20 protein-coding genes are annotated in these 21,832 nt (G+C 65.9%); 7 read left to right on the top strand and 13 right to left on the bottom strand.

Translation table 11 applies throughout. The features are described from left to right. Window positions 1–76: 76 nt before the first annotated feature. Complete coding sequence (locus BSQ44_RS03685) at window positions 77–1,021, bottom strand: HlyD family secretion protein (RefSeq protein WP_072601996.1); 945 nt, start codon at window positions 1,019–1,021, stop codon at window positions 77–79. Continuing rightward, window positions 1,018–1,689 carry a CerR family C-terminal domain-containing protein gene (locus tag BSQ44_RS03680; RefSeq protein WP_072601995.1) on the bottom strand — a complete coding sequence of 224 codons (672 nt, stop codon included), beginning with the start codon at window positions 1,687–1,689 and terminating at the stop codon, window positions 1,018–1,020. Before BSQ44_RS03680 ends, BSQ44_RS03685 begins: the two co-directional genes overlap by 4 nt. Before the next feature lie 172 nt (window positions 1,690–1,861). Here BSQ44_RS03680 and BSQ44_RS03675 point away from each other — a divergent pair, with 172 nt between their 5' ends. The 3 genes from BSQ44_RS03675 (at window position 1,862) to BSQ44_RS03665 (ending at window position 5,533) form a co-directional block, all read left to right on the top strand. Continuing rightward, a complete protein-coding gene (locus tag BSQ44_RS03675; RefSeq protein WP_083534434.1) occupies window positions 1,862–2,734 on the top strand; it encodes a C40 family peptidase in 873 nt (290 codons plus the stop codon). A 64-nt stretch (window positions 2,735–2,798) separates the two neighbouring features. Next, a complete protein-coding gene (locus BSQ44_RS03670; protein WP_072601994.1) occupies window positions 2,799–4,814 on the top strand; it encodes a hydantoinase/oxoprolinase N-terminal domain-containing protein in 2,016 nt (671 codons plus the stop codon). Window positions 4,815–4,915: 101 nt separating this feature from the next. Continuing rightward, window positions 4,916–5,533: a 2,3-bisphosphoglycerate-dependent phosphoglycerate mutase gene (locus tag BSQ44_RS03665; RefSeq protein WP_072601993.1), complete on the top strand. Its 618-nt coding sequence runs from the start codon at window positions 4,916–4,918 to the stop codon at window positions 5,531–5,533. A 15-nt stretch (window positions 5,534–5,548) separates the two neighbouring features. On the opposite strand, the gene BSQ44_RS03660 is transcribed toward BSQ44_RS03665, so the two are convergent. The 6 genes from BSQ44_RS03660 to tlpA form a co-directional block, all read right to left on the bottom strand. After that, a complete protein-coding gene (locus tag BSQ44_RS03660; RefSeq protein ID WP_072601992.1) occupies window positions 5,549–6,817 on the bottom strand; it encodes an alpha-hydroxy-acid oxidizing protein in 1,269 nt (422 codons plus the stop codon). Between the two features lie 13 nt (window positions 6,818–6,830). Further along, window positions 6,831–7,259: a phasin family protein gene (locus BSQ44_RS03655; protein ID WP_072601991.1), complete on the bottom strand. Its 429-nt coding sequence runs from the start codon at window positions 7,257–7,259 to the stop codon at window positions 6,831–6,833. Between the two features lie 79 nt (window positions 7,260–7,338). Then, window positions 7,339–8,649 carry a DUF445 domain-containing protein gene (locus tag BSQ44_RS03650; RefSeq protein WP_072601990.1) on the bottom strand — a complete coding sequence of 437 codons (1,311 nt, stop codon included), beginning with the start codon at window positions 8,647–8,649 and terminating at the stop codon, window positions 7,339–7,341. Window positions 8,650–8,828: 179 nt separating this feature from the next. Next, window positions 8,829–9,488 (bottom strand): GNAT family N-acetyltransferase, encoded by a 660-nt coding sequence (locus tag BSQ44_RS03645; RefSeq protein WP_072601989.1) that lies wholly within the window; start codon window positions 9,486–9,488, stop codon window positions 8,829–8,831. 231 nt (window positions 9,489–9,719) lie between these two features. Next, window positions 9,720–9,917, bottom strand: a complete 198-nt coding sequence (locus tag BSQ44_RS03640; protein ID WP_072601988.1) for a hypothetical protein — start codon at window positions 9,915–9,917, stop codon at window positions 9,720–9,722. A 118-nt stretch (window positions 9,918–10,035) separates the two neighbouring features. Continuing rightward, entirely contained in the window at window positions 10,036–10,725 is a 690-nt protein-coding gene (gene tlpA, locus BSQ44_RS03635) for a thiol:disulfide interchange protein TlpA (RefSeq protein WP_072601987.1), read from the bottom strand. A 27-nt stretch (window positions 10,726–10,752) separates the two neighbouring features. Here tlpA and argH point away from each other — a divergent pair, with 27 nt between their 5' ends. From argH to BSQ44_RS03615, 4 genes are all read left to right on the top strand, one after another. Beyond that, complete coding sequence (gene argH / locus BSQ44_RS03630; protein WP_072601986.1) at window positions 10,753–12,153, top strand: argininosuccinate lyase; 1,401 nt, start codon at window positions 10,753–10,755, stop codon at window positions 12,151–12,153. A 72-nt stretch (window positions 12,154–12,225) separates the two neighbouring features. After that, complete coding sequence (locus BSQ44_RS03625; RefSeq protein ID WP_072607836.1) at window positions 12,226–12,438, top strand: hypothetical protein; 213 nt, start codon at window positions 12,226–12,228, stop codon at window positions 12,436–12,438. Window positions 12,439–12,476: 38 nt separating this feature from the next. Beyond that, window positions 12,477–13,745, top strand: coding sequence for a diaminopimelate decarboxylase (lysA, locus tag BSQ44_RS03620; RefSeq protein ID WP_072601985.1), 1,269 nt, complete (start codon window positions 12,477–12,479; stop codon window positions 13,743–13,745). A 127-nt stretch (window positions 13,746–13,872) separates the two neighbouring features. Continuing rightward, window positions 13,873–16,461, top strand: coding sequence for a TIGR02302 family protein (locus BSQ44_RS03615; protein WP_072601984.1), 2,589 nt, complete (start codon window positions 13,873–13,875; stop codon window positions 16,459–16,461). Window positions 16,462–16,477: 16 nt separating this feature from the next. Here BSQ44_RS03615 and trmB read toward each other — a convergent pair whose 3' ends face one another. The 5 genes from trmB to BSQ44_RS03590 form a co-directional block, all read right to left on the bottom strand. Next, complete coding sequence (trmB, locus tag BSQ44_RS03610) at window positions 16,478–17,176, bottom strand: tRNA (guanine(46)-N(7))-methyltransferase TrmB (RefSeq protein WP_072601983.1); 699 nt, start codon at window positions 17,174–17,176, stop codon at window positions 16,478–16,480. A gap of 30 nt (window positions 17,177–17,206) precedes the next feature. After that, window positions 17,207–18,472, bottom strand: a complete 1,266-nt coding sequence (gene metK, locus BSQ44_RS03605) for a methionine adenosyltransferase (RefSeq protein WP_072601982.1) — start codon at window positions 18,470–18,472, stop codon at window positions 17,207–17,209. A 178-nt stretch (window positions 18,473–18,650) separates the two neighbouring features. After that, a complete protein-coding gene (locus BSQ44_RS03600; RefSeq protein WP_072601981.1) occupies window positions 18,651–19,064 on the bottom strand; it encodes a helix-turn-helix domain-containing protein in 414 nt (137 codons plus the stop codon). Window positions 19,065–19,198: 134 nt separating this feature from the next. After that, complete coding sequence (gene lnt, locus BSQ44_RS03595; RefSeq protein WP_072601980.1) at window positions 19,199–20,773, bottom strand: apolipoprotein N-acyltransferase; 1,575 nt, start codon at window positions 20,771–20,773, stop codon at window positions 19,199–19,201. A 120-nt stretch (window positions 20,774–20,893) separates the two neighbouring features. Next, window positions 20,894–21,796, bottom strand: a complete 903-nt coding sequence (locus BSQ44_RS03590) for an NAD-dependent epimerase/dehydratase family protein (protein WP_210187913.1) — start codon at window positions 21,794–21,796, stop codon at window positions 20,894–20,896. Window positions 21,797–21,832 lie beyond the last annotated feature (36 nt).

Raw genomic sequence — 21,832 nt, 5'->3', positions numbered from 1 at the left:
GTTCCTACTGCCCTACTGCCCTACTGCCCTACTGCCCTACTGCCCTACTGCCCTACTGCCCTACTGCCCTGCTGCCCTACTGCCCCAGTTCCACGTCCACGATCTGCCCGGGCTGCAGCCGCGTGTCCGCCTCCTCAGGCCGCGCCTCGACGAGGTAGACGAGCTTCTGGCGCGTCTCGATCGAATAGATCACCGGCGGCGTGAACTCCGGTTCCGGGGAGACGTAGGAGACCCGTGCCGACAGGCCGGGCGGGCAGCCATCGCAGCGGACGCGAAGCGCGTCGCCGACCTTGACGGACGAGAAGGCCTCTTCCGGCACGTAGAGCTTCAGCTTCACCGCCCCATCGGGCAGCAGCGAGACCACCGGCGCGGACGGTCCCGCGATGTCGCCCGCGTTGCGGATGACGTCGTTTACCCGCCCTGCGGACGGCGCGGCGATCACCCGCTGCGTCAGCCGCCAGCGCGCGTTGTCGAGCGTCGCCTGCGCCTGTTCCACCTGGCTCTCGGCCGCTTTGATGGCTTCTTCACGAGCGGCTAGGCCGGCGACCGCGAGGTTCGCCTTCGCCTGCCCCAGCTGCGCCTCGGCCATCTCGTTGGAGGTCGTCGCCTGGTCGAGCTGCGCCTGCGTGGCGATGCCGCGCTTCGAGAGATCCTCGACCCTCGCCAGCGTGCGCTGCGTTTCCCTGAGCTGCGCCTCGGCCGACCGGACCGCCGCCTCCAGCACGGCGATCTCCTCCGGCCGCTTGCCGAGCTTGAGGTCGGCGAGTTGCGCCCTCGCCTGCGACAGCGCCGCCTCCGACTGGGACACCGCGATCCTGGCGTCCGTATCCTCCAGCCGGGCGACTTCCGCCCCGGCTTCCACCGTCTGGCCGCGGTGAACGGCGACCTGCGTCACCTGCGCCACTTCGATGGGAGCCAGCATCACGTAGTCACCCTCGACATAGCCGACCGCGAGCGGCGGGGGCGCCGCGCAGGCGCTCCAGATGTAGGCGGCGAAGGGCAGACCGCAGAGCACGCTCATTGCTTCTGCCTCCCGCGGGCGGCAAGCACGGCTTCGAGATTGAAGCGCGCCGTCTCGACGATCTTGCCGGCCTCCACCGGTCCGATCGCGCTCCAGCCCATTCGCCGCATCACCGCCTCGCGGCCGATGCGGAAGTAGACGACCTGTCCGATCATGGTGAAGACGGTAAGCTTCGTGCGCTCGTCCTCGGCCGGCTCGCCGGTCGCCCGCTCCCACAGCTCGCAGAGCCGCCGGTGGGTCGGCTCGAAGACGCCGGAGTAGACACGGTCGAGGGCTGCCGTCGGATGCGCGAGTTCGCGCAGGATGAACTGCACGAAGGCACCCGATTCCGGCCGCGCCACGATGAAATCCACCATGCGCTCGATGCCTGCCGAGAGCATCCTTTGTGCCGTCTCTGGATCGGCCGCCTGCGGGAGGGACGGTTGCGGGCCGAGCGCCTGGTCGGCGACCGCCTGAACGGTCTCTACGATAAACTCCGCGCAAGCGGCGCGAAGTCCTTCCTTGCCCCCGAAGTGATAGGCGATGGAACCGATGTTGGCCCGTGCGGCCCCGGCGATCTCGCGCGTCGACGTGCCGTCGTAGCCCTTTTCGCCGAAGAGCCGGAGGGCGGCCTGGATGAGGGCGCCCCGCGTCTGCTCGGCTGCCGAGACAGGCTGGGTGGTGGTCATGACATAATCTTAATCAATCGATTGATCAAAGTCAATATATAACGAGCCGCTGGAATCTTCCTGCGGCCACCTAGGACGCCTCCAGGTGCGGCGCTCCGCCCTCGCCTCATCGGCATCCGGCGACTTCAAACCGCCCCGACGGGAGTCCATACTCCCGCGCCGGGAGCATTGCATGAGCGACGACGCAGACACATGGCTTGATCGGCTGGGAAAGTACCTCGCGGCGCGGCTCAGGGAGGAATCGTCGGGCTACCAGCCCTACACCCCGTCGGACCCAGAGACGCTCCGACGTGCCCTGCAGCCAGGGGACATCCTGCTGGTCGAAGGCAACCAGCGCATCTCCAACGCGATCAAGTATCTCACGCAATCCACATGGTCGCATTCGGCCTTTTATGTCGGCGACGCGCTGCCAGAGCCGGAGGACGGCTCGGAGCGGCCTCGCCTGATCGAAGTCAATCTCGGGGAAAGCTGCGTCGCCGTGCCGCTGTCGAAGTACCAGACCTACAACACCCGGATCTGCCGCGCATCCGGACTGCACCCGGAGGACCGCAAGCGGGTCGTGGCGTTCATGGCCGGGAAGATCGGACTGAAATACGACCTCAAGAACATCATCGACATGTTGCGCTGGTTCTTCCCCACGCCGCCGGTTCCGGTCCGCTGGCGCCGCCGGATGATCGCGTTCGGTTCGGGCGATCCGACGCGGGCGATCTGCTCCTCGCTCATCGCCGAAGCTTTCGGGGAAATCCGCTATCCGATCCTTCCCGAGGTGACGCAGGCGCCAGGCCGCGCCTCGGCCCAATCGGCCTACTCGCGGCGCGAGATCCTGCACATCAGGCATCACTCGCTCTACACCCCGCGCGACTTCGACCTTTCGCCCTACTTCGAGATCGTCAAGCCAACGCTCGAATACGGGTTCGACTACAAGAGGCTGGTGTGGGGCGAGAGCACCGCCGATGCTCACGTCGAAACAGTCCCGGATGCGGCGGTCGATGCTCCTGAGGCTAAGGTTCCTGAACAGCGGAGGTCCCACGCCGACGATCGATGAAGCGGATCGCTTGTGCTCGCATCGTTTTCCGCTAAAGGACGCCGATCGATCCTGCGGGCAATTCATGACCGACCACGAACCGAATGCCGATCCGCTCTTCCTGGGGATGGATACGGGCGGCACCTACACGGACGCCGTCCTGTGGTCGGAAGGCCGCGGGATCGTGGCCAAGGCCAAGGCGCTGACCACCCGGCACGATCTCTCGGTCGGCATCGGCAACTCCGTCGACAACGTGCTCGCCGCCACCGGCATCGCGCCGTCGCAGATCAAACTCGTCTCCATCTCCACCACACTGGCGACGAATGCGCTCGTGGAGGGACAGGGCGGCCGCGTGGGGCTGGTCATGATCGGCTTCAAGCCCGAGGACCTCGCGCGTGACGGCCTTGCCCAGGCGCTCGGCAGCGATCCCGTGATCCATTGCGCCGGCGGCCACGACGTCCACGGCAATGCCGCCCGTCTCGATCTCTCCGAACTCGAAGCCTCGCTGCCGACGCTTGCGCGTGAAGTTTCGGCTTTCGCCGTGGCGGCTTACTTCTCCACGCGTAATCCGGCGCACGAGATCGCCGCGCGCGACCTGATCCGCACCCGCACGAGCCTGCCCGTTACCGCCAGCCACGAGCTTTCCTCCAAGCTTGGCGGACCGCGCCGGGCTTTGACGACGTTGCTCAACGCGCGGCTGGTCTCGATGATCGACCGGCTGATCGCGGCGACAGAAGGTTTCCTTTCGAGGCGTGGCATCGCCGCACCCTTGATGGTGGTGCGGGGCGACGGGGCGCTGGTCACGGCGAGTTTCGCCCGCACGCGTCCGATCGAGACCATCCTGTCTGGTCCGGCGGCAAGCCTCGTGGGCGCGCGCCACATGACCGGGCTTGCGAACGCCGTCGTCTCCGACATCGGCGGCACGACGACCGACGTCGCTGTCCTCGAAGGCGGGCGTCCGCGGCTCGACCCGGACGGCGCGACCGTCGGTGGCTACCGAACCATGGTCGAGGCGGTCGCGATGCGGACCTTCGGACTGGGCGGCGATTCGGAGGTGACGCTGGAGGAAGGCGGCCTCGAACCGGCCCTCAAGCTCGGGCCCAGGCGGGTCGTCCCGCTGTCGCTTGCCGGAACGCAGTCGCCATCCGTGCGCGAACATCTGGACCGCCAGCTTCGGGCGCCGAACCCCGGCCGGCTCGACGGCCGTTTCGCCATGCGCACGGGCGTGCCCGAAAGGCTGGAGGCAGGGCTTGGCGCCCCGGAGGTGAAGCTCTTCGCCACGATCGGGTCGACACCCGAGCCGCTCGACCGTCTCCTCACCTCGAACTCTCAGAACGCGACGCTGGGCCGCCTCGTCGCGCGCGGGCTGGTCCACGTCTGCGGATTCACGCCGTCGGACGCGGCGCATGTGCTCGGCCGGCAATCCAACTGGAATCCGGAGACCGCCCGAATGGGCGCGGAACTCTTTTCCCGCAAGCGCGACGGGCGCGGCAAGCCGATCGCCGCGGGGCCAGAGGACATCTCCGCCCGTGTCCTGGAGGCACTGACGCGGCGCTCCGCCGAGGTGATCCTGGAGACGGCTTTTGCCGAGGACGGGCTCGACGGGGCGGCGACGGTGGCGCATGCGCTGGTGCAACGCGCCGTCGATGGCAGGAGCGGTATCGCACGGCTGTCGGTGTCGCTCGACCGGCCGGTGGTGGGTCTCGGCGCCTCGGCTGGCCTCCACTATGCGAAGCTGGAACCGCTGGTCGGGAACGCCTGCGTGCTGCCGCAGGACGCCGATGTCGCCAATGCGCTCGGCGCGGTGGTCGGGCAGGTTCGGGTGACGGCGGAAGCGAATGTCGGCCAACCCAAGGAAGGACTGTTTCGCATCAGCGCCGGCGAAACCGTCAGGGATTTTCTTTCCGAGGAAGAGGCGCTCGCCGCCGCCGAAGCCGAAATCCGCTCGCTCGCAGCCGCGCGCGCCCTCTCTGCGGGAACGGAGGACGCAGAGATCTCGGTAGCGCGGGAATTGCGGACTGCGACGATCGAGGGGCAGCGCAGCTTCATCGAGGCGCGGTTGGTGGCGACGGCGAGCGGCCGCCCGCGCATCGCGCAATGACCCGCCGCATATTCCCACGGCCGGCCGTTTGACATAGAAGCGGTTCGATCGCCGGGCCTTTCCGAACGCCCGCAGCCAGCGAAAGACAACCAGGAGCACCCATGTCCGGAACACTCGTCCTCGTCCGCCACGGCCAGAGCGAATGGAATCTCAAGAACCTCTTCACCGGCTGGCGCGACGTCGACCTGACCGAAAAGGGGCATGAGGAGGCGAAGGCGGCCGGACGCATCATGAAGGAACGCGGCCTGACGTTCGACGTCGCCTACACATCGTCGCTGATGCGCGCGCAGAAGACCTGCCAGCATATCCTCGACGCCGTCGGCCAGAGCGATCTGAAGACCATGCGCGACGAGGCGCTCAACGAGCGCGACTACGGCGACCTCGCCGGCCTCAACAAGGACGATGCCCGCGCAAAGTGGGGCGAGGAGCAGGTCCATGTCTGGCGCCGGTCCTACGACGTGCAGCCGCCGGGCGGCGAGAGCCTGCGCGACACCGGTGCGCGCGTCTGGCCGTACTACATGCACGAGATCCAGCCGCACGTGCTGCGCGGCGAAACCGTGCTGGTCGCCGCGCACGGCAACTCGCTGCGCGCCCTCATCATGGCGCTCGACGGGCTGACGAAGGACGAGGTCGTGAAGATGGAACTGGCGACCGGGATTCCGGTGATCTACAGGCTCAACGCAGATTCCACCGTGGCATCCAAGGAAATCGTCGACTGATCGTCTCGGCGGAAGCTACGGCATCCCGGTCAGGCAACTCGGATTCAGCTCCGCAGCGCTCGTCAGACCGCTTAGCGCCAGCGTCAGGTCGAATTCCGCGATCAAGTTGCGGATGACTTCCCGCGCTCCGGCCTCGCCGGCGATTGCCAGGCCATAGACGTAGGGCCGACCGAGAAGAACGGCCCTGGCGCCGAGCGCCAGCGCCTTGGCGACGTCGCTGCCGGAGCGGATACCGGAATCGAGCAGCACAGTTACTCCCTCGGCCGACTCGACGACTCCGGGCAGAGCGTCGAGCGTCGCGCCTTCGCCGTCCACCTGCCTCCCGCCATGGTTGGAGACGACGATCCCGTCGATCCCGTGCTCCCTGGCCATGCGGGCGTCGTCGGCATGGCGGATCCCTTTGAGGATGATGGGCAGTTTCGTCATGTCGCGCAGCCGGGCGATGTCCTCCCAGGTCAAATCGGGACGGGAATAGGTCGCCACGAAGTGGGCGACGGCGGCGCGCATCCGGTTCATGGACAATCCGAACTCGCGGCCCTTGCGGCGGAGGCTCAGAGCCGTCGAAACGATCTGGAAGCCGCGCACCTGCGTGGCGGTGGCCGGCGGATCGGACGGTATCTGGCGGCGGAAGACCGGATCTGAGAGGTACTGCGCCAGTCCCATCCCGCGCAGGAAAGGGAGGTATCCCAGATCGAGGTCGCGCGGGCGCCAGCCGAGCAGCGTCGTGTCGAGCGTGACCACGATCGCCTCGCAGCCGGATTTTTCCGCCCTCTCGAGCAGCGAACGCACGAAGGCATCGTCGCTCGACCAGTAGAGCTGGAACCAGCGCGGCGTATCCGCCATCGCGGCGGCGCACGTCTCCATGGCGACCGAGGCCTGGTTGGAGAAGACCATGCCGATGCCTTCGACAGCGGCGGCGCGCGCCACGGCGAGATCGGCCTCAGGATGGACCAGTTCGAGCACGCCGATCGGCGCCAGGAGAAACGGCGCGCGGTGCCTGCGCCCGAACAGTTCGACCGAGAGATCGCGGCGCGAGACGTCCCGCAGCACGCGCGGGGCAAGCCGATGGCGGTCGAAGGCGGCCCGGTTCGCCGCCATCGTCGCCTCAGTACCGGCACCGCCGACGATATAGGCGGCGGCTTCGGCCTTCATGGCGCGCGTCGCCTTCGCCTCGAGAGCCGCGGGCGCGACAGGAACCAGCGGTCGCGCACCGCCCGCGCCGGGAACGTAGATTTCCATCTGGCGCAGCCGGCCCGGCGCGACCGGCTCGGGTCTGTCGGTCATCGGAGGCGGCCCGCTACTTGCGGCCGTAGCCCTTCTGCATGTCCTCCATGGCCTCGCGGATGCGCTCGCGCAGGATGTCGATGGTTTCGGTGGAGGATTTCCGCATGACCTCGCCGATCTCGCTGGCGTTCTTCACCGCCGTCTCGAAGGACTTGCGCGCGAACTCCGCCTGCTTGCCCACCATCTCCTGCGGATTGCCGGGCGCGCGCATCTGCTCGGCCATCTGGGTTATCTCCTGCAGCGTCGACTGGAGGATCTCGCGCTGCTTGGAGAAGACGTCGGACGCGCCGGTCGAAGCGGATTTGGCGGCCTTCTCCAGCGCTTCGAGGTTCTTGCGGTGGTGGTCGAGTATCTTGTCGACGTCCATGGTCGGCATGTGCAGGTCGCGCCCGAAACTGGCGAACATTTCGATGAAAGAGTCGGTATCCGGTTTCTTCGCCATGCAATCCTCCCGTTGAAAAGGCCGGCTTCATGTTCCCTATGTCCGGCTCATGGTGAGATTAGGCTTCGGGCGGGCGGCGTCAATCGCCGAGGAACAGGATGCTGCCCGTGTGAAGCAGGAGTCCCGCGATGCCGCCGATGATCATGCCGTTGAAACGGATGTACTGGAGGTCGCGCCCGATGTTGATCTCGATGAGATGCGTCAGCTGTCCGAGATCCCAGCCTTTCACCTGGTCGGCAATGAAGGCGGAGACGCCGCTCTTCTGGCTTTCCACGAAGGAGGCGAGCGCCACCACGAAGCCCTGGTTCATGTCGGCGCGCACCTGCGGATCCTCGGCGAGCTGTCGTCCGATGTCGACGAAGAGCAGCGCGAGATGCTTGCGGATCAGCGAATTGGCGGATTTTGCATCCTGTTCGGCGAAGTTGCCGATGCTCGACCACATCTCTCCGACCAGACCGGCGAGTTCGGGCCGGGCGAGGAGATCGCGCTTCAGCTTCTCGGCGCGCTCGGCATATTCGGGTGAGTCGCGCAGCCGCTCGATGAAGCCCTCGACGAAACGGTCGAACTCGTGCCGCATCGGATGGTCGCGATCATCGCGCACCTCGCTCAGAAGCTCTCCGGCGGAGTTGACGATCCGCTTCAGGAGATAGGCGTCGGCGCGGAAGTAGCGGGCGAGCGTGGGCAGTTCGTCGCGGATCTTGTCGCGCATCATCGCCAGCGCCTGCTCGTCGTTCAGGAATTTTCCGAGCGCCTTGATGATCTCGTCGAACAGTCGCTGGTGCCGTCGATCCTCGGTGAAGGCCGACAGCAGGTCGGCGGCGAGCGGCGCGATCTTCACCTTCTCCAACTGTTCGTTGAGACGCTGGCTCGCGAAGTCCTTGAGGCCGGAATCGCCGATGGCCCTCACCATTTGCGGCACGAGCCGGGCGACGAAATGCGAGAGACCCTGCGCCCGGCGCGGCTCGGAGAGCCAGTCGGCGACCAGCGCGGCGAAATCCACCTCGCGCAGCTTTTCACGCACCGGCCCGGGCGCAAGGAAGTTCACCTCGATGAAGTGTCCCAGATTGTCGGCGATCCGGTCCTGGTTGGCGGGGATGATGGCGGTGTGGGGTATCGGAAGGCCGAGCGGCCGCTTGAAAAGGGCGACGACTGCATACCAGTCGGCGATGCCGCCGATCGCGGCGGCCTCCGCAAAGGCGGCAACGAAACCGAGCCAGGGACATCGCACCTCGTAGAGCGTGGAGACCGCGAAGACGATGATGCAGAGCGCGAGCGAGAAAGTGGCGGCGGCCTTTACGCGATTGAGCGCGGCGAGCTTGGCACGCTCGTCGGCCGCGACGAGGATTTCGCCGCGTGCGGGTGCGGCGGGCCTCGTCCTGTCGTCAGCCATCCTTCGCCTCCTGCCTGCCGCGTCGATGAAAATGCGGGTGCGATGCCGCGCGGCGGTCGCTGTTCCCGCAACGTCGGCATGGCGGAGTTGTTTCGCAAGTGCCGTCCCGACCTCTTGTTCGGTAGCCGCCCACCCGACCCCTCCGCGTCAGACGGGTCGCCGTCTTGCACGCAACGAGCCTATTTGGTGGCCGTGGCTGGCGTCCAGGGTCTGAGCACCGCGCGCCCGACGCCAGCAATGGTTCCAGCCAGCCCCGCCGCAGCCATCAGCGGGCTCGGAGGCACCGGGCGTCCTTCGGAAATCGGCTCCGCGGCAAGAGTGACCTTCGGCCTGAAAGCGGCCATGTCGATGACGCCTACGGCTTCGTAAGACTGGAAGCACAGCACTGCTCCGAATCTGCGGGCAAGCGCCTTCATCGCGCGGTTCTGAGGATGGGTCGTGACGTGCAGCGAGCGATACCCCAGTTCGAGCGCACGGACGATCAGTCGCTCGAACAGGCGAGCTCCGATACCGCGGTGCTGGAATGCGTCCTCGACGCTGAAGGCTATCTCGGCCGCCTCGCGGCTGGCTCGACCGATGTCGTGCAGTTCCGCCGCGCCTCGCATGATGCCGTCTTCGACATAGCCGATAACCACGGCGCCGGATTTGACCGAACGGGCCGCATAGGCTTCGACGAAGCCGTCGTCGGTGTATCCGTTGAAGCGGTCGCGCCTGCTCGCGGGCGTCAGCCGCAGGAGGTGATTACGGAAATCCGCAAAGTCCCCTGTGGCGAGATCCCGAATATGTCCGGCAGGGGCGGTCTCTGTTTTTGGTGAAACATTCAGCATGGCGTCAATCATCCTCGGTTTCCTCCCGAGTCGTCGACTCTCGCGCTGCACATATTGTGCACTGCAGCAAATTGTTCAATCGGTCTGGACGTGCTCTTGCCCGCGCCGGACGCAGGGGAGCCATGCATATGGGCCGGAGCTGGAATTTTCACCGCTAACACACGGACGCGACGATGGAGCGAGCGCAATCCGCGGATTCATGCCGTCACAGTTTCCACGCTGTGACGGGCCGGATGGCCGGCGTCAGAATTCGAACTTCATCCGGGAAGTGCCGAACATGTTGCGGAAGGGATCCCGAGGGTGTTCGGCGTGAGGCGAGCCGTGAAACGGCGCCGTGCTCGCGTCGCCCTGCTTCGCCTTCTGAGTGGCCGTCTTCTGCACGACCGTCTTTCGATCGTCGGCCTCTTCGCGGCGCGACGCCTGTTTGTTCAGCGTAGGCATGACCCCCTCCGAACTCCTTACTATTCTCGGCGATGTCCCTGAGATGAATCGCCGTTGTCCCAAGCCCGGAGACTAGATCAATTCGGCGGGGCCGGGCGTCACAAATGGTGTCTCCCTGTTACCTGGCTTGCGGCGCGGTATCGCCCCGTGCGGCATCGACGAGCCGCAAAGCGTCCGGGCTTGCCCACTCGGCCGGGCCGTTCATGTGGGCGAGTAGGCACCCCTCGTCGTCGATCAGGAGTGTGACGGGCAACCCGAGCGCCAGCGAGCGCTTCTTGAGGTCGTTGAAGAGCGCCAGGGTGTTGTCCCGGTAGTAGGCGAGCGATTCGACGCCGGTTTCGGCGAGAAACTTCTTCGGCTTGGTATCGTCGCCGGTGTCCACGTTGACGGCGACCACCTCGAAGTCCGCGCCGCCCCGCTCCTTCTGCAACGCGTCCAGCGCCGGCATCTCGGCCCGGCACGGTGCGCACCAGGTGGCCCAGAGGTTCATCAGGACCGTCTTGCCCGCGAATTCACGGATGCTGGTTGGAGCGCCGTCCGGCGCGTTGAAAGAAAGATCGCTGACCGGCTGCGGCGGAGAGGCGGCGAGCATGGCGGCCACCTCCCCCGTCGCGGAAGCTGCCACGGTGTCGGCGAATTCCTGCTTTGCCGCACAGGTCGCCTCCTCGGCCGCGACGAGCGGCGAAGCGGAATTGTTGCCATCCCCCGCGCTCGTCACGTATACCGCAGTCGCGCCGGCAACGAGGCCCGCGACCGCGGCAATCAGGATCATGCGTGATGCCGGCAGGTGCAAGTTCTTCAGTGCCATTCGAAACTCCAGGGCCCGGTTATCACCATGAGCGACGACAAGACCAGCAACCAGATGTGGGGCGGACGATTTGCCTCGGGTCCGGCGGCGGTGATGGAAGCGATCAACGCTTCCATCGGCTTCGACAGGAAGCTCTACTCGCAGGATATTCGCGGCTCGCTCGCGCATAGCGAAATGCTTGCCGAGAAAGGCATAATTTCGGCAGAGGATCAAAGCCGCATCGCTCACGGGCTGAACACGATCCTGCGAGAGATCGAGGAGGGGACGTTCACCTTCTCCACCCGGCTCGAGGACATCCACATGAACGTCGAGGCGAGGCTGGCGGAACTGATCGGCCCCGCCGCGGGCAGGCTGCACACCGCGCGGTCGCGAAACGACCAGGTGGCGGTGGACTTCCGCCTGTGGGTCAAGGAAGAACTCGTGAGCACAGCCGAGGGGTTGAAGCGGCTGATCGCCGCGTTCCTCGATCGCGCCGAAGAGCATGCGGCGACGGTGATGCCGGGCTTCACCCACCTGCAGAGTGCCCAGCCGGTGACGTTCGGCCACCACTGCATGGCCTATGTCGAGATGTTCGCGCGCGACCTGTCCCGAGTGCGGGACGCCGTAGAGCGCCTCGACGAGAGCCCGCTCGGCGCCGCGGCGCTCGCCGGAACCGGGTTCCCCATCGACCGCCAGGCGACCGCCAGGGCGCTCGGCTTCCGGGAACCGACGCGCAACTCCATCGACAGCGTCTCGGATCGCGATTTCGCGCTGGAGTTCCTCGCCGTCGCCTCGATCTGCGCGACCCACCTTTCGCGGCTCGCCGAGGAGATCGTCATCTGGTCGACGCCGCAGTTCGGCTTCGTGCGCCTGTCGGATTCCTTTTCAACCGGCTCGTCGATCATGCCCCAGAAGAAGAACCCCGACGCCGCCGAACTGGTGCGCGCCAAGACGGGCCGCGTGAACGGTCATCTCGTGGGGCTCCTCACCGTGATGAAGGGGCTGCCGCTCGCCTATTCGAAGGACATGCAGGAGGACAAGGAAGCGGTCTTCGACGCCGCCGAGGCGCTGGACCTGATGATCGCCGCCATGACGGGCATGGTCTCCGACATGACCGTCAACGCGGATGCCATGAAGCGCGCCGCCGGTTCCGGCTATTCGACAGCCACGGACCTCGCGGACTGGCTGGTGCGAGTGCTCGGCCTTCCCTTCCGCGAGGCGCATCACGTCACCGGTCGGGCAGTGGCCATGGCCGAGGCGAAGAAGACCGGGTTGGAGAAACTCTCGCTCGAGGATCTCCAGACCCTTCACTCCGGCATTACCGAAGACGTCTATTCGGTGCTCTCGGTGCGCAACTCCGTGAGCAGCCGCACCTCGTTCGGCGGGACCGCCCCGTCGCAGGTCCGCAGGCAGACACGCTACTGGAGAAAGCGCCTGGCCAAAGCCTGACGGCTTCGTCCAAAACGGGTGCACAGGCGCAAAAACTCCGGTAAAGACGTGCCGGTAACGATGAGGGTGATCATGTCTTTCCGCAAGATTGCGTCGATGCTGATCCTGTGCGCCGTCGGCTTTTCTGTGCTGGCCGGATGCGGCCGCCGCAATGCGCCGATCACTCCCTACGAGGCGGCGCTCCAGGAACGGCGCGAGGCACAGGAAGCCGGCGAGGCGCTTCCCCCCGAACCCGCACCGCCGAAGGAAGACCGCCGCTTCCTGCTCGATCCGCTGATCGACTGACAGGCGGACAACGATCGCTTCCATGCCGGTGAACTGACGTGAACCACTTCGAATTCCGTGACGGCGTCCTCCACGCGGAGGACGTGCCGGTCGCCGACATCGCGGCGGCGGTCGGGACGCCGTTCTACTGCTACTCCACAGCCACGCTCGTCAGGCACTATCGCGTCTTCGCGTCGGCCTTCTCGGACATGGATGCCCTCGTCTGCTACGCGATGAAGGCCAACTCCAACCAGGCGATCCTGAGGACGCTGGCGGCCGAGGGCGCAGGCGCGGACGTGGTTTCGGAAGGAGAACTTCGCCGGGCGCTCGCAGCGGGCATTCCACCGCAGAAGATCGTGTTCTCGGGCGTCGGAAAGACCGCTTCCGAGATGGATTTCGGTCTTTCCGCCGGAATCCAATGCTTCAACGTGGAGTCCGAGCCGGAGCTCGAACTGCTGTCGGCGCGCTGCGCGGCGACCGGCCGGGAGACCGGCATCTCGCTGCGCATCAACCCGGACGTGGACGCGCGCACCCACAAGAAGATTTCGACCGGAAAGGCGGAAAACAAGTTCGGCATTCCCTGGCAGCGCGCGCGGGCGGTCTATCGTCGCGCGGCGGAACTGCCCGGGCTGCGGCCCATCGGCATCGACATGCACATCGGCAGCCAAATCACCGATCTGCAGCCCTTCGACGACGCCTTCCTGCTGCTGACCGACCTGACCGAGACGCTGCGCGCGGATGGCCACGCCATCGAACATGTCGATCTCGGCGGCGGGCTCGGCATTCCGTACCGGACCGACAACAACCCGCCCCCCTCGCCCGAAGCCTATGCGGAGATCGCCCGCAAGCACGTCTCGAAGCTCGGCCTGAAGGTGATCGTCGAACCCGGCCGGCTGCTCGTCGGGAATGCCGGGATCCTGGTGACCTCGGTGATCTACTTGAAGGAAGGTGACGCCAAGAACTTCGTCATCGTCGACGCGGCCATGAACGACCTGATCCGCCCGACGCTCTACGACGCCTTCCACGAGATCAAGCCGGTCAGGATCGGTGCCGAACGCGGGCCGCGCATGACCGCCGACATCGTGGGTCCGGTCTGCGAGACGGGCGACTATCTCGGCCACGACCGCGAACTGCCGTTGCTTTCGTCCGGCGACCTTCTCTACGTGGGTACCGCGGGCGCCTATGGCGCCGTGCAGGCTGGCACCTACAACACGCGGCTGCTCGTGCCGGAGGTGCTCGTCAACGGCGACCGCTTCCACGTCGTCCGCCCGCGTCCAACCTACGAAGACCTGATCGGCCGGGATTCAGTTCCTGACTGGCTCGGCTAGCGAGCCCCATGTCTCACGGTGGGCGCTCTTATCACGTTTTGTTTGATCGCCTCGTCTTCGCCTGGTTTTCCGCTATTCTCCCGACTCGCGACCAACGAAACGTCCGCTCACGAGGATCGGGACTGACATGTCGAATTCCGGAGCCGTCGGCCGCCAAGGGATTGCACGACTGACGCGGACGCGGTTTGCGACGCGCTTTGCCATCGCCTTCGAGCGGCTGTGGCCGCTGCTGCTGCCGCTGGTCCTGACCGGCGCCCTCTTCGTCTCCGTTTCGTGGCTCGGACTGTTCCGGGTCGTCCCCGAAGCCGTGCGCATCGGATTGCTGGTACTCTTTGCCATCGCCGCTTTGGCGGCGCTCTATCCGCTGCGCTATTTCCGCATGCCGGCCGCGCGAGCCATCGACCGCCGCATAGAACGGGCAAACAGCCTGGAGCATGCTCCGGTCTCGACGCAAACGGATCGCCTCGTCGGTCCGTCCGACGATTTTTCCGACGCGCTGTGGCGCGAGCATCAGCGCCGCATGTCCGAGAAGCTGGACCGGCTGTCGGGCGACATGCCGCGCCCGCGAATCCCCGAACGCGACCCCTGGGCCCTGCGGGCGCTCGTCGGCCTGCTGCTCGTCGTCGCGTTCGCCTTTTCCGGCGGACCGCTGGGCGGAAGGCTCGGTGATGCCTTCCGCGCCCACGGCTCCGACGATGTCCTGCCGGTGCGCATCGATGCCTGGGTCACGCCGCCGGCCTACACGGGCAAGCCGCCGGTCTTCATGACCGCCGAAGCCAATCGCGACCAGCCGCTTTTCGTCGTGCCCCAGGACAGCGAGATTTCCCTGCGGGTGACCGGGGGAAGTGGAGCGGAAACGCTTGCCTTCGGAGATGCAGCCGGCGGGGAAAGCCTCGTCGAACCGACCGATCCTGTCGTGGCAAGCACGGCGGCGGAGCCGCGGCGCAGCACGGGAACCCGGCAATTCGCCTTCAGGCTGACCCAGGACGGTTCGCTCACGCTGAAGGCGGGGGAGGAGAGTATCCGCTCGTGGAGCTTCTCCGTCATTCCCGACACCCCGCCGGTCATCGCTTTTGCCGGGGAGCCGAAGCGGGCAGTGAACGGGACGCTGGAACTTGCCTATACGATCGAGGACGATTACGGCGCCGCGTCCGCGCGCACGGTCATCGATCCGCGCGATGAAGCCGCTCCCGAAGCGCGACCTCTCTACGATGCGCCGGAAATGCCACTCACGGTGCCGCGCCGCGGCGGCCGGGACAATGCGGCAAAGACCTCGAAGGACCTGACCGAGCACCCGTGGGCGGGCGTCGACGTGACACTGACCTTGGCCGCGACAGACGATGCCGGGCAGGAAGCCTTCAGCGAACCCAGGCAGCTGAAGCTGCCGGAACGGCCGTTTTCCAACCCGCTGGCACGCGCGCTCATCGAGCAGCGCCGGATCTTGGCGCTCGACACCAACCGCAGACCGCGGGTACTCGACCTCATGGATGCGATCACCCTTCGCCCGGAGGATACGATCGACAACATGTCCCACTTCCTCGCCATTCGCAGCGCGCGCAGTCGTCTGGCGGGCGCCTATAACGACGATCAGTTGCGGGAGGTGGTGGACTATCTCTGGGAGATCGCGCTCGGTATCGAGGATGGCGACCTTTCGGCGGCCGAAAAGCGGCTCCGTGCCGCGCAGGAGGCGCTCAAGAATGCGCTGGAGAACGGTGCATCCGACGAGGAGATCGATCAGCTCATGGCCGAGTTGCGCGAAGCGATGCAGGAGTTCCTGCGCGAGTTCGCCGAGCGGGCGGCGCGCGATCCCAACATGTCCATGCAGCAGATGCCGCAGAACGGCCAGGAGCTTCGGCAGAGCGATCTCGAGCGGATGATGGACCAGATCGAGGAACTGGCGAAGTCCGGCGCCCGCGACCAGGCGCAGGAACTGCTCTCGCAGCTCCAGAACATGATGAACAACCTCCAGGCGGGCCGCCAGCAGCAACAGCAGCAAGGCGGCCAGCAGGGCGAGATGCGCCAGCAGATGGACAAGCTGGGCGAGATCATGCGCCGCCAGCAGGAGATGATGAACGAGACCCACCGGCTCGAGCAGATGCAGCGCGGCCAGCGACAGCGCGGCCAGAACCGCGCCGAGCAGCGGGGGCCGCGGGGCGAGGATCCGGGCCAGCAGGACGGCCAGCAACCCGGCGAGGGTCAGGGGCAGGGAATGTCGCCGGAAGAACTGGCGGAAGCCCTGCGACAGCTCCAGGAAAGCCAGGGGCAGCTTCAGGGCGAACTCGGCCAGCTGATGGAGGACCTTCAGGGCATGGGCATCCAGCCCGGGGAGGGTTTCGGCGAGGCCGGCGACGCCATGGGAGAGGCCGGCGACGCGCTTGGTGAAGGACAGGGAGAACGCGCAGTCGGCGAGCAGGGCCGCGCGCTCGAAGCCCTCCGGCGCGGCGCGCAGGACATGATGCAGCAGATGCAGCAGGCCATGCAGGGCGATCAGGGCGGATCGGGCGAGGGCGGACGCCAGCAGAGTTCCGATCGCGATCCGCTCGGCCGCCCGCGAGCGACGACCGGTCCCGACTTCGGTGAGACGGTCAAAGTTCCCGACGAGATCGACGTGCAGCGGGCCAGAAGGATCCTGGAAGCGATCCGGGAGCGGCTCGGAAACGCGCTGAGCCCCGAGCTCGAAAAGGACTATCTCGAACGGCTGCTGGAAATGCGTTGATCTGCAGATCCGCGGATCACCGCCTGACGAAGGTCAGGTAGGCCGGCATGCGGCCTTCCCGCTTAGCCTTGGCTTCGTAGCGCGTTCCCGGCCAGCCCTCGTAGGGCCGGCGCCAGTCGTCGGCCGATGCTGCGATCCATTCGAATTCCGGATGGCGACGGATGTGCAAGAGCGTCCAGTCGACGTAGTGTCCGATGTCCGATGCGAAGCGGAAGCGCGCGCCGGGACGCATGACGCGGGCAAAGCGGTCCAGGTTGTCGTCGTTGACGAAGCGACGTTTCCAGTGGCGTTTCTTCGGCCAGGGATCGGGATAGAACAGGTCTATGCCCGACAGTCCCGCCTCGGGCAGCCAGTCCAGGAGTCGCGTGGCATCGTCGTCGTGGAGACGGACGTTCTTCCGCCCCGCCTCGCTCGCGGCGACGATGAACTTCGCCATGCCGCCGACGAACGGCTCGACCCCGATGGAGCCGGTACGTGGAAACCGCTCGGTCTCGTGAAGGAGATGCTCGCCGCCGCCGAAGCCTATTTCAAGGCGCACCGCATCGACGGGCACATCGAAGAGATCGGCGAGGGTGGCCGGTGCGGGGCGGTCGAGATCGAGCGAGAGAGCGGGCAGCACCTCGTCCATGGCCGAGGCCTGGCGCGGCCGCAGCGGTTTGCCCTGCCTGCGGCCGAAAAACGCCCCAGCGGCGCGTGATCCCTCGTTGTCGGGCATGTTCCGTCCGCTCGACGCGGCCGTCGTTCTTCAGCTGGCGACGGCGTCCTTGATGGCTTTGACGAGGTCGGTCTTTTCCCAGGAGAAGGCGCCGTCGCGGCCGGGTTTGCGGCCGAAATGGCCGTAGGCGGCTGTGCGGGCGTAGATCGGGCGGTTGAGATCGAGATGGCGGCGGATGCCCGACGGCGACAGGTCCATCACCTTGCGCAGCGCGGCCTCGACCGCCGCCTCCTCCACCGTGCCCGTGCCGTGCAGGTCGACGTAGATCGACAGCGGCTGGGCCACGCCGATGGCGTATGACAGCTGGATGGTGCAGCGCTCGGCGAGCTTGGCCGCCACCACGTTCTTGGCCAGATAACGCGCCGCGTAGGCGGCCGAGCGGTCGACCTTGGTCGTGTCCTTGCCCGAGAACGCGCCGCCGCCATGCGGCGCCGCCCCGCCATAGGTGTCGACGATGATCTTGCGGCCCGTCAGGCCCGCGTCGCCGTCAGGCCCGCCGATGACGAACTTGCCGGTCGGGTTGACGTACCAGTTGCAGTCCTTGGCGATCGGCAGGTCGCCCAGCGCCTCGCGGATGTAGGGCTCGACCACCTGGCGCACCTTCTTGGAGTCCCAGCCCGCCTCGAGATGCTGCGTCGACAGGACGATCTGCGTCACCTCGGCCGGCTTCCCGTCGGCGTAGCGCACCGTCACCTGGCTCTTGGCGTCGGGCCCCAGCCGGGAGGCCTCGCCCTCGCCCTTGTGGCGGGCGGCGGCCAGGAGCTCCAGGATCTTGTGGCTGTAGTAGATCGGCGCCGGCATCAGGTCCGGCGTCTCGCGGCAGGCATAGCCGAACATGATGCCCTGGTCGCCCGCGCCTTCCTCGCCCTGCCGGTCCGACGCGTTGTCGACACCCTGCGCGATGTCGGCCGACTGGCCGTGCAGGAGCACGTCGATGCGCGCCTTCTTCCAGTGGAAGCCGTCCTGCTCGTAGCCGATGGCGCGGATCGCCTTGCGCGCCGCCGACTTGAACTTCGACGGGTTGATGATGGGGAACTCCTTGGCGTCCTCCAGGACGTTGCCGTCCTTGTCCTGCTTGAGCAGCGACTTCGGCACCCGCACCTCGCCGGCGATCACCACGCGGTTGGTGGTGGCCAGCGTCTCGCAGGCGACGCGCACGTCCCAGGGGTCCATGCCCGCCTTCTTCGCCTCCCGGTAGACCAGATCGACGATCTCGTCGGAGATGCGGTCGCAGACCTTGTCGGGATGGCCTTCGGATACGGATTCGCTGGTGAAGAGGTAGTTCGAGCGCGCCACGGGTGTCCCCTCAAGAAAGGCGCGAAACGGCGGGATGCCGTTTCGCGCGCGCGTCTGTTAGCCGAGCCCGTCACCATGCGTCAAGCATGCACACGCCCGCCTCGCCCAGGCCCCGCATACCGGAACCGCCCGAAGAACCGCGCAGCAGACGACGAAACCTCACCCGCACAAACGCGGATCAGGCCTCCTCGTCGCCCAGCGCCTTCACCAGATCGACAAGCTTGCGGCGGACTTTTGGATCGGAAATCTTCACGAACGCCCGATTGAGTTGGAGCCCTTCCGCGCTGTTGAGAAAATCGACGACGTAGCTAGTCGAATTGTCCTCGCGGAAGCCGGCGCTCGCGTGGTCGGGAACGTCCGGTGCGTCCTCGAAGAAGAACGATACCGGCACTCCCAGAATAGTGGCTATTGCCTGAAGCCTGCTGGCTCCGACACGATTTGTGCCTTTTTCGTATTTCTGTATTTGCTGAAACGTGATACCAAGGTTTTCACCGAGCTTCTCTTGGCTCATTCCAAGCATGTTGCGTCGCAGCCGGATCCGGCTGCCGACGTGGATGTCGACCGGATTCGGCTTCTTCTTATTCTCTGACATAGTTCCTCGCCGTTGTGCACGAGTTGTGGTTATCTGCTCCAATGCAGTTCGCCCGCCGCCGTGGCCCCAATAATCACGGCAACAGGGAGAAGCTTCCTTCCACGACTCCAGGCAGGATTCGGGTATCTGCTATCTCAGCCCGAGCGTATCCTCGCGAACGCGTTCGTACCACACGCGACGATTGCAAAGAACAATATTATCAAAATGCCATTAAGATATGACATCACTAATATTCGATTAGAATCTGCTGAAAATTGAATGTTCACGTCCAGCGCCCCCACGGCGTCCTGCGCGAAGGCGTCGACCACGCGTCCTCGACTGTCGATCACCGCCGATATTCCGTTGTTTGCCGCGCGAACCATCGGTCTTGCCGTCTCTACCGCGCGAAGCTGGGCCTGCCGGAAATGCTGGTATGGGCCGGGGGTATCGCCGAACCACGCGTCGTTCGTCAGGTTGACGATCAGGTCGGCATCGTCGGCTACCACTTCTCCGGGAAAGATGACCTCGTAGCAGATGAAGGGGACTGCGCTGATGGCGTCGGTTACCGCGATCGACCCACGCTCGGCACCGGCCGAAAACCCGCCGACATTGTCGGCGATTGCACGCATTCCGAGCCTGTCGAATACAACCTGCAACGGAAGGTACTCGCCGAAGGGAACGAGATGGACCTTGTCCACCGCATCGACGATCTCGCCCGCGTCGTCGATAGCGATGACGGAATTGTAGTATCGGACCGCTGCGCCGGCGCCCTCCGAGCGCACCGCACCGAGAAAGAGCTTCTGGCCGTCCTGGAGCATGTCGCCGACCGCCGCGAGCGCGTCGGGGCGATCGGTGAAAAGAAAGGGGAGCGCCGTCTCCGGCCACACGATCAGTTCGGGACGGCGTCCTCCTTCCTCCGGCGGCTTCGCGGAAAGCTCCAGCAAGGTCGCCAGGATGTTGTCGCGGTACTCGGGATCCCACTTGCCGCCCTGCGGAATCGAAGGCTGTACGATCCTCACGGACAGGGATTTGTCGACGGGGATGGTCCTGGAAAGCGAGTAGTAGCCGAAGCCGACATGCGCGGCCGCCAGGACCAGACCGGCAAACAGGCCGGTCCGGCGGTGCCGGTCGGATGCCAGGAGCGCGGGGAGCGCGAAGATGAAGACCGCCAGCGCGTTCATGCCGTACATTCCCGTCACCTGAACGGACTGCATGAGCAGGGGAACCGGCATCGCCGCGTATCCGACCGCGTTCCACGGGAAGCCGGTCAGCACGGTCGCGCGCAACCATTCTGCGATGCCGAAGCCGAAGGCTAGCGCCGCGATCCGTCCGATACCGTTCGACCAGCACAGTCGCGCGACGGTGCTCGCCAGGCCGTAAAATATCGCCAGGCCGGCGGGAAGACCGATGACCGCGAGCGGGAGAGCCCAGGCGAATTCCTCCGCATCGACGAGAAGCGCCTGTCCCACCCACCAGAGCCCGGCCACGAAGTATCCGAAGCCGAACCACCATCCGATCGCGAAGTTCACGCGCTGCCGGCGCCAGAAGGTGTCGCGGTCGTCGGCGGTGGCGCCGTCGAGCAGCCAGACCAGAATGGTGAAGGAGACGAAACCGGCAGGGAAAAAATCGATGGGGGCCTGCGCGAGCACACCGAAGGCGCCGGCAAGCAGTGCCAGCATCGCTCGCCGCCAACCCCACAACAGAATGATCCTGGCGGCGAGGTTTTCCATTCGGCCCTTCAGTCGCGAATCACGCGGGGATTGGTGTAGCAGCGGCCGTCCGACCTTGCCAAATGGAGCTTGCGGCAGGACGGTATCGCGGCTAACCCGCGTTGCCTTTCGATCCTCGCCTCAGCCTTCGACGTAGCTGCGCCAGTCGTGGTTTTCGGAAAAGCCCAGCATCTCGCGAATCTTGCGATTGGAAAAGAGCGCTTCGTTCTCTGCGAGATCCCGCGTGAGAGGGACGCCGGGGAAGAAGCGGCGCAGCAGTTCGGCCGTCGGGATGTTCATGCCGTTGGTGTCGTTGCCGGCATTGAATACCTGGAAACCGAGCCCGTCCTTTTGGAGGCAGAGGTCGACGATCTGGCCGAGGTCGCGCGCGTCGATGTAGCAGAAGGCGTTGCGGCGGCGCATGTCGGGATTGGCGAAGTAGCGCGGAAACAGCTCCCGGTACTCGTGCGGCTCAACGACGTTGCCGATTCGCAAGGCGTAGATGTCATACGCCGAGCGGCGCTGGAATGCCCGCGCGGTCTTCTCGTTCACCACCTTGGATAGGCCGTAGCTGTCCATGGGATCGACGTCGTACTTCTCATCGAGAGGCAGCTGCTTGGGATCCTCGCGGCCGTCCGCGAAACAGATGCCGTAGGTCGTCTCGGACGAGGCGATGACGATCTTGCGGATGCCGAGCTTCACCGCCGCTTCGATGACGTTATAGGTGCCGATCGTGTTGACCCGGAAGGTCTCGTTGTCGGGCCTGATCAGGATGCGCGGGACGGCTGCGAAATGGACCACCGCATCGAACCGCGGGACGCCGTTGCCCGGTTCCAGTTCGTCGAAGTTCGCATAGGACGACATGACGTTGAACATCTGTCCGGAATCGGTGATGTCGGCAGTGAGATTGTCGACGCCGGGATGGTCGAGCGGCGTCAGGTCGACGTTGACGACCCTGTGTCCGCGCTCCATCAGGTATGGAACGACATGGCGTCCCGCCTTGCCGCTGCCGCCGGTGAACAGCACGCGCAGATGCCTGCTCATGTCCTCGCCTCCGATTCTCTCGCGTCGATTGCGGTC

This window comes from Aquibium oceanicum (genome assembly GCF_001889605.1).
Classification (GTDB): Bacteria; Pseudomonadota; Alphaproteobacteria; order Rhizobiales; family Rhizobiaceae; genus Aquibium; species Aquibium oceanicum.
The sequence above is the reverse complement of the archived record's forward strand: the minus strand, read 5'-3'. Positions and strand labels throughout refer to the sequence as shown.

Excerpts from the sequence above, each read along its gene's own strand:
- BSQ44_RS03655 (WP_072601991.1), bottom strand. The coding sequence starts at position 7,259 with ATGGCGAAGAAACCGGATACCGACTCTTTCATCGAAATGTTCGCCAGT.
- BSQ44_RS03590 (WP_210187913.1), bottom strand. The coding sequence starts at position 21,796 with ATGAGCAGGCATCTGCGCGTGCTGTTCACCGGCGGCAGCGGCAAGGCG.
- lnt (WP_072601980.1), bottom strand. The coding sequence starts at position 20,773 with ATGGAAAACCTCGCCGCCAGGATCATTCTGTTGTGGGGTTGGCGGCGA.
- tlpA (WP_072601987.1), bottom strand. The coding sequence starts at position 10,725 with ATGGCACTGAAGAACTTGCACCTGCCGGCATCACGCATGATCCTGATT.
- BSQ44_RS03675 (WP_083534434.1), top strand. The coding sequence starts at position 1,862 with ATGAGCGACGACGCAGACACATGGCTTGATCGGCTGGGAAAGTACCTC.
- BSQ44_RS03625 (WP_072607836.1), top strand. The coding sequence starts at position 12,226 with ATGTCTTTCCGCAAGATTGCGTCGATGCTGATCCTGTGCGCCGTCGGC.
- BSQ44_RS03645 (WP_072601989.1), bottom strand. The coding sequence starts at position 9,488 with ATGATTGACGCCATGCTGAATGTTTCACCAAAAACAGAGACCGCCCCT.
- argH (WP_072601986.1), top strand. The coding sequence starts at position 10,753 with ATGAGCGACGACAAGACCAGCAACCAGATGTGGGGCGGACGATTTGCC.
- trmB (WP_072601983.1), bottom strand. The coding sequence starts at position 17,176 with ATGCCCGACAACGAGGGATCACGCGCCGCTGGGGCGTTTTTCGGCCGC.
- BSQ44_RS03640 (WP_072601988.1), bottom strand. The coding sequence starts at position 9,917 with ATGCCTACGCTGAACAAACAGGCGTCGCGCCGCGAAGAGGCCGACGAT.
- BSQ44_RS03600 (WP_072601981.1), bottom strand. The coding sequence starts at position 19,064 with ATGTCAGAGAATAAGAAGAAGCCGAATCCGGTCGACATCCACGTCGGC.
- BSQ44_RS03670 (WP_072601994.1), top strand. The coding sequence starts at position 2,799 with ATGACCGACCACGAACCGAATGCCGATCCGCTCTTCCTGGGGATGGAT.
- BSQ44_RS03665 (WP_072601993.1), top strand. The coding sequence starts at position 4,916 with ATGTCCGGAACACTCGTCCTCGTCCGCCACGGCCAGAGCGAATGGAAT.
- BSQ44_RS03650 (WP_072601990.1), bottom strand. The coding sequence starts at position 8,649 with ATGGCTGACGACAGGACGAGGCCCGCCGCACCCGCACGCGGCGAAATC.
- BSQ44_RS03680 (WP_072601995.1), bottom strand. The coding sequence starts at position 1,689 with ATGACCACCACCCAGCCTGTCTCGGCAGCCGAGCAGACGCGGGGCGCC.
- BSQ44_RS03615 (WP_072601984.1), top strand. The coding sequence starts at position 13,873 with ATGTCGAATTCCGGAGCCGTCGGCCGCCAAGGGATTGCACGACTGACG.
- BSQ44_RS03660 (WP_072601992.1), bottom strand. The coding sequence starts at position 6,817 with ATGACCGACAGACCCGAGCCGGTCGCGCCGGGCCGGCTGCGCCAGATG.
- BSQ44_RS03685 (WP_072601996.1), bottom strand. The coding sequence starts at position 1,021 with ATGAGCGTGCTCTGCGGTCTGCCCTTCGCCGCCTACATCTGGAGCGCC.